The organism is Pseudomonas sp. NPDC089534 (assembly GCF_044749305.1).
GTDB classification, from domain to species: Bacteria; Pseudomonadota; Gammaproteobacteria; order Pseudomonadales; family Pseudomonadaceae; genus Aquipseudomonas; species Aquipseudomonas ekonensis.
Window position 1 is genome coordinate 1 of record NZ_JBIVHR010000152.1, and the last position, 6,519, is coordinate 6,519.

Consider the following 6,519-nt stretch of genomic DNA (forward strand, 5'->3'; position numbering starts at 1 on the left):
TTCGGCTGAGAGCCGCAAGCGGGCGCCACCGGTAGGCAGCATGCCGGACTCGAACGGTTCGTTTTTGCTGCGACCCCAGGCTTTTGACCCGAGGAGGCTGGATACGCCGAGCATGAAGGCGCACAGGCCGACGACACCCAGAAGGAAAATGGCAAAGCCCCAGTTGTGGGCCATGAGTCCGGTCGCTTCGGGCATGCTGGTAATCCTTAACAGAGAGCAAGGGTCTCTGAGCTTGATAAAGAAATAAGGCAGTGACGATATGTCGCAGCAATCAATCGCGCTGATTTTATGGCTAAACACCCTGCAAGTAAAATTCCTATAGCGAAATTATTTATTGGAATAAGGACATAGCGCGCCTCGAATGCCCCGCAGCCCGCGGGTTGCGGGCATTAGCCGGGATTCCGTCAATGATGTTTTGTGAGGGATGTAACGAACATAGTTCTGGCTAAATGATAATTAATATCGTTTGGAGTGGGTTTGTTACTGTTTAGCGGTGCGGCAGTTGGGAAGTTGTCTTATATCCACGTTACTGCAAGTAGCGGCGGCGCCCGTTTTAGCCGGTTTTTCCGACGCCGGCACTGCGCTGGGTCAAGGTTTGCGCAAAGAGTTTGCGGGAGTGGCGGCGCCCTGGCAGGCGCCATCGCCAGCAGGCTGGCTCCCACAGCGATTTCGGGTGGCTCCGGAATGTGAAAAGCAGGCAAAAAAACGCCCCGAACCAGTCGGGGCGTCAGTTGTGCGGCTTGGCGGTTAGGTTTCTGTACGATCCGCCAGGGCCGTTCGCTCAGGCGAGGCCGATCAGTGGAACTGCTCTTCTTCGGTCGAACCGGTCAGTGCGGTCACCGAGGAGGTGCCGCCCTGGATCACGGTGGTCATGTCGTCGAAGTAGCCGGTGCCCACTTCCTGCTGGTGAGCCACGAAGGTGTAGCCCTTGGCGGCGTCGGCGAATTCCTGCTCCTGCAGCTTCACGTAGGCGGTCATGTCGTTGCGGGCGTAGTCGTGCGCCAGGTTGAACATGCTGTGCCACATGTTGTGGATGCCGGCCAGGGTGATGAACTGGTGCTTGTAGCCCATGGCGGACAGTTCGCGCTGGAACTTGGCGATGGTCGCGTCGTCCAGGTTTTTCTTCCAGTTGAAGGAAGGCGAGCAGTTGTAGGACAGCAGTTGGTCCGGGTATTCCTTCTTGATCGCTTCGGCGAAGCGACGGGCCTCTTCCAGGTCTGGTTTAGCGGTTTCGCACCAGATCAGGTCGGCGTAAGGCGCGTAGGCCAAGCCGCGGGCGATGGCTTGGTCCAGGCCGGCGCGAACCTTGTAGAAGCCTTCCTGGGTGCGCTCGCCGGTCACGAACGGCTGGTCGTACGGGTCGCAGTCCGAAGTCAGCAGGTCGGCGGCGTTGGCGTCGGTGCGGGCCAGGATGATGGTCGGCGTACCGGCGACGTCAGCGGCCAGACGGGCAGCGACGAGCTTCTGCACGGCTTCCTGGGTCGGAACCAGTACCTTGCCGCCCATGTGGCCGCATTTCTTCACGGAAGCCAGCTGGTCTTCGAAGTGAACGCCGGCGGCGCCTGCCTCGATCATGCTCTTCATCAGCTCGTAGGCGTTCAGGACGCCGCCGAAACCGGCTTCGGCGTCAGCCACGATCGGTGCGAAGTAGTCGATGTAGCCGTCGTCGCCCGGGTTCTTGCCGGCTTTCCACTGGATCTGGTCGGCGCGGCGGAAGGCGTTGTTGATGCGCTTGACCACGGTCGGCACCGAGTCCACCGGGTACAGCGACTGGTCAGGGTACATCGATTCGGCGGAGTTGTTGTCCGCAGCCACTTGCCAGCCGGACAGGTAGATCGCCTGGATACCGGCCTTCACTTGCTGTACGGCCTGGCCGCCGGTCAGGGCGCCCATGCAGTTGACGAAATCTTTCTCAGGACGGAAGGCTGGCTTGGCACCCTGGGTCACCAGGTTCCACAGCTTCTCGGCGCCCATTTTCGCGAAGGTGTGCTCAGGTTGGACCGAGCCACGCAGACGGACGACGTCAGCAGCGGAGTAAGTGCGAGTCACGCCTTTCCAGCGCGGGTTTTCAGCCCAGTCTTTTTCAAGGGCTGCAATTTGCTGTTCGCGTGTCAGTGCCATGGAGATAAACCTCGTCGCGTCTTTATGAAAAGTTGTTCTGCGGTGGAAAATTCCTGCGCTCGCTGACCAGAAGCCTAGGCGGTCAAGTCGGGTTCGGCGGGGAAGGCGACGGGGTGAACGAGGGGCTCGAGGGGAAAGTGAGCAGGTAAAGGCGAACTGGCGGGCGCAGTCGGGGCGTCGTGGGCCTTTTCTGCGGGCTGCAGCGTGATGCCGGGTTACCTAAAAACGCTTCCGTCCCTCAGGACAACTTCGTTCCAGTCGCAACCTCGTCAAACACACCTTGTGGGCGGTACAGACACGAAGCGGTTCGCGGGGTAGGTGCGAACATCGCTTCGAAGGCCCTTGCCAGGGCCTCTGATTAGCGGGAGCGAGGCCATCATGCCTTCGCTTTTTTGGCCCGTCAAACGTTTTGTAGTGCTTTTTTTATAGCACTACATCTTTCGTCTAATACGACCGGACAGTCAGTTTTCGGGGCTTCAGTCCAGGCTGTCGACTTTCACCCGCAAGGTCATGTCATCCCGGCCTTGAGTCGAGTAGCTGCGGGTCAGGCCCTGTTTGTCGGCCTGGGTCTGGCGATTCACGCCGGCGAGGGTGATCCATTCCCCGAGGCGTCCGGTGACGGATGTGTCGGTGCTTTGCACGTTCACTACATCGGGACGTTCCTGGCTCATGCGGTCACGGTTGGTACTGATCGCCAGGTGAACGATGTCGCCGGTGACGCTGGCGGTGACGTAGAAACCCTGGGTGACGTTGCGGTACTGGGTCTGGCTGCTGTAGCCACCCCAGGAGTCGCTCTGGCTGCTGGTGATCGGCACGCTCTGGCCGACCTGGATCAGCGCCGGCATGCCTTCGCTGGCCTGCACCTGCTGGACGCCGCCGTCGCGGCTGGCGGTGCTGCGGCTGATGATGCGGGTCTGGTTCGGTTGGGCGCCGTTGACCGAATAGCCTTCGTCGCCGCGACCGTTGTTCTCGTTGGTGTCGACGGTGATCAGCAGGCGTTTGGGGGCGGTGTCGAGCTGTGTCAGCAGATCCTTGAGTTCCTGGATCTTGCCGGGTTCGGCCTTGACGATCAGTTGGTTGCCGTAGGCGCTGACCTGGCCGTCCTTGCCCATGAAGTCCTGCGCCATGGGCAGCATGTCGGCGCTGGTGCGGTACTTGAGGGGCACGATTTCTGTGGCTGCCATCGCCGACAGGCTGCAGCCGAGCAGCAGGGTGGCGAGCAGGGTGCGTAGGGACATGTCCGTTATCTCCGCTTTCGAAAGGCTTGATATTGCCACTTTGTCGGCCCGGGGTGGGGCAAGTTGAATCCCGGGCGGCAAAACGCCCCGGCATCGGCAGATGGCGGGGCGTTCGCGGGGTGTGGCGAGGGAGCTTGCTCCCGCTGGGGCGCAAAGCGCCCCCAAAAGGCGGGTCTGCTGCGCAGCCCAGCGGGAGCAAGCTCCCTCGCCACAGGGCTCAGGCCGAATGGCGGACCATGTCGACATGGGGAATCCCGGCCTCGAGAAACTCCTCGCTGACCAGGTTGAACCCCAGACGCTCATAGAACGGCGTCGCCTGTACCTGGGCGCTGAGCATCTGCTGCTTGAGCCCACGCGCTTCGGCTTCGGCGATCACCGCCTGCATCAGCGCATCGCCGACCTTCAGGCCGCGCCAGTCCTTGAGCACCGAGACCCGGCCGATGTGCCCGTCGGGCAGCAGGCGGGCGGTGCCGATGGGGAAGTCGCCTTCGAAGGCCAGGAAATGCACGGCGGTGGCGTCGTCGGCATCCCACTCCAGCTCGGGCGGCACCGATTGCTCGGCGATGAACACGGTTTCGCGGATGCGCCGGATCTCGGCGTTGTCCTTTTGCCAGTCTGCGACACGCACGCGAATCTTATTCATCGTCGGCGAACCCCAGGCTGCCTTGCTTGACCAGTTCGTAGAGCAGGCCGCGGCCGTCCTCGTCATCCATCCATTCGCCGAGGTTGTCGATGTGCAGCGCGTCGGCGGCGCAGATCATCTTCAGCAGCTCGCGCAGCTTGCCCGGCAGGTAGCGGCTCTGGCCGCTGGCGAACAGCAGCAGGTCGTCATCGACTTCGGACCAGGCCAGGCGGGCGCTCGGGTTGCGGATCAGCACCGCGCCGTCCTCCAGGGCGCCGAGGAAGTCGTCTTCCGCGACTTCTTCAAGGCCCACCACCAGTTCCGGGTAGCGCGGCTCGGTCATGTACTGGCCGAACCAGGTCAGCAGCAGGCGTTCGTCACCCATGTGTTCGGCGAGCAGGGCCTTGAGGCGGTCGAGCGCGTCGTGCTGGATCTGGTGCGGGTCGCTGACCGGCTTGGCGTCGGCGTCGGTGTAGCGCTCTTCGTCCGGCAGGAACTGGCTCAGGAAGTCGGTGAAGTGGGTCAGCACTTCGGCGGCGCTCGGGGCGCGGAAACCGACCGAGTAGGTCATGCAGTCATCGACGGCGACGCCGCAATGGGCCAGGCGCGGCGGCAGGTAGAGCATGTCGCCCGGTTCCAGCACCCACTCGTCGCTCTGTTCGAATTCGGCGAGGATGCGCAGGTCCGCATGCTGCAGCAGCGGGCTCTCGGAGTCGCACATCTGGCCGATCTTCCAGTTGCGCTTGCCGTGGCCCTGCAGCAGGAACACGTCGTAGTTGTCGAAGTGCGGGCCGACGCTGCCGCCCGGGGCCGCGAAGCTGATCATCACGTCGTCGACGCGCCAGCTCGGCAGGAAGCGGAAGTTCTCCAGCAGTTCGCTGACTTCCGGCACGAACTGATCGACCGCCTGCACCAGCAAGGTCCACTCGCGCTCCGGCAGCTTGGCGAACTCGTCTTCGGCGAACGGGCCGCGACGCAGCTCCCACGGGCGCTCGCCGTGCTCGATGACCAGGCGCGATTCGACTTCTTCTTCGAGGGCCAGGCCGGCCAGTTCGTCAGGGTCGATCGGGCTTTCGAAGTCAGGCATCGCCTGACGGATCAGCAGCGGTTTTTTCTGCCAGTAGTCGCGCATGAACTCGCGCGCCGTGAGGCCGCCCAGAAGTTGAAGAGGAGTATCTGGATTCATATGTAACCTATTGAAAAAAAGCACTTTTCAGACGGGAATAAAAACGCCCGGCGCGGCCGGGCGTCTCAAACGGTTCAAGCGGTCGATCAGATGCGCTTGGCTTGCGCCACGGCGTTGCCGATGTAGCTGGCCGGCGTCAGTCGCTTGAGCTCGGCCTTCGCTTCGGCCGGCATGTCGAGGCCGTCGATGAAGGTCTGCAGCGCTTCGGGGCTGATGCCCTTGCCGCGGGTCAGTTCCTTCAGCTTTTCGTACGGGTTCTCGATGTTGTAGCGGCGCATCACGGTCTGGACCGGTTCGGCCAGCACTTCCCAGCAGGCGTCCAGGTCTTCGGCGATCTTCTGTGCGTTCAGTTCCAGCTTGCTGATGCCTTTGAGGCTCGCTTCGTACGCGATCACGCTGTGGGCGAAGCCCACGCCGAGGTTGCGCAGCACGGTGGAGTCGGTCAGGTCGCGCTGCCAGCGGGAGATCGGCAGTTTGCTCGCCAGGTGCTGGAACAGCGCGTTGGCGATGCCCAGGTTGCCTTCGGAGTTTTCGAAGTCGATCGGGTTGACCTTGTGCGGCATGGTCGACGAACCGATTTCGCCGGCGATGTGCGCTGCTTGAAGTAACCCAGGGAGATGTAGCCCCAGATGTCACGGTCGAAGTCGATCAGGATGGTGTTGAAGCGCGCAATGGCGTCGAACAGCTCGGCGATGTAGTCGTGCGGCTCGATCTGCGTGGTGTACGGGTTGAAGGCCAGGCCCAGCTCGTCTTCGATGAAGGCGCGGGCGTTGGCTTCCCAGTCGATTTGCGGGTAGGCCGACAGGTGGGCGTTGTAGTTGCCCACGGCGCCGTTGATCTTGCCCAGCAGCGGAACGGCGGCCACTTGAGCGATCTGGCGCTCCAGGCGGTAGACCACGTTCGCCAGCTCTTTGCCCAGGGTGGTCGGCGAGGCCGGCTGACCGTGGGTGCGCGACAGCATCGGCACGTCGGCGAAGCGCTGGGCCAGTTCGCGGATGGCGTTGGCGGTCTGGCGCATCAGCGGCAGCATCACGTCGTCACGGCCTTCGCGCAGCATCAGGGCGTGGGACAGGTTGTTGATGTCTTCGCTGGTGCAGGCGAAATGGATGAATTCGCTGACCTTGGCCAGCTCCGGCAGCTTGGCCGCCTGCTCCTTGAGCAGGTATTCGATCGCCTTGACGTCGTGGTTGGTGGTGCGTTCGATCTCTTTGACGCGCTCGGCGTGCTCCAGCGAGAAGTTTTCCGCCAGTTCGTTCAGAACGGCGTTGGTCTCGGCGGAGAAGGCCGGCACTTCCGGGATGCCGGCGTGGGCGGCCAGGCGCTGGAGCCAGCGCACTTCGACCAGGACGCGG

The 6,519-nt window shown here is 62.6% G+C and carries 5 protein-coding genes and 1 pseudogene (1 of these 6 only partly in view); all 6 read right to left on the reverse strand.

All coding sequences use genetic code 11. The annotated features are described in order from the left end of the window. Positions 1-195, reverse strand: a 195-nt coding sequence (locus tag ACIP0B_RS27180) for an NADH-quinone oxidoreductase subunit A (RefSeq protein ID WP_400838019.1), incomplete at its 3' end; no start/stop codon positions are given. A gap of 600 nt (positions 196-795) precedes the next feature. Next, positions 796-2,121, reverse strand: a complete 1,326-nt coding sequence (gene aceA, locus ACIP0B_RS27185) for an isocitrate lyase (RefSeq protein WP_085579805.1) — start codon at positions 2,119-2,121, stop codon at positions 796-798. Between the two features lie 476 nt (positions 2,122-2,597). Further along, on the reverse strand, positions 2,598-3,359 hold the full coding sequence (locus ACIP0B_RS27190; protein WP_400838023.1) for a secretin N-terminal domain-containing protein: 762 nt from the start codon (positions 3,357-3,359) through the stop codon (positions 2,598-2,600). A 217-nt stretch (positions 3,360-3,576) separates the two neighbouring features. Further along, a complete protein-coding gene (locus tag ACIP0B_RS27195) occupies positions 3,577-4,002 on the reverse strand; it encodes a GNAT family N-acetyltransferase (RefSeq protein WP_400838026.1) in 426 nt (141 codons plus the stop codon). Then, the gene (locus ACIP0B_RS27200; protein WP_400838029.1) at positions 3,995-5,167 is read right to left on the reverse strand and encodes a JmjC domain-containing protein; all 1,173 of its coding nucleotides are present in this window, start codon (positions 5,165-5,167) and stop codon (positions 3,995-3,997) included. The genes ACIP0B_RS27195 and ACIP0B_RS27200 overlap by 8 nt, the downstream gene beginning before the upstream one ends. Positions 5,168-5,253: 86 nt before the next feature. Further along, positions 5,254-6,519 (reverse strand): annotated as a pseudogene (purB, locus tag ACIP0B_RS27205) (adenylosuccinate lyase) (it continues 56 nt past the right edge of the window).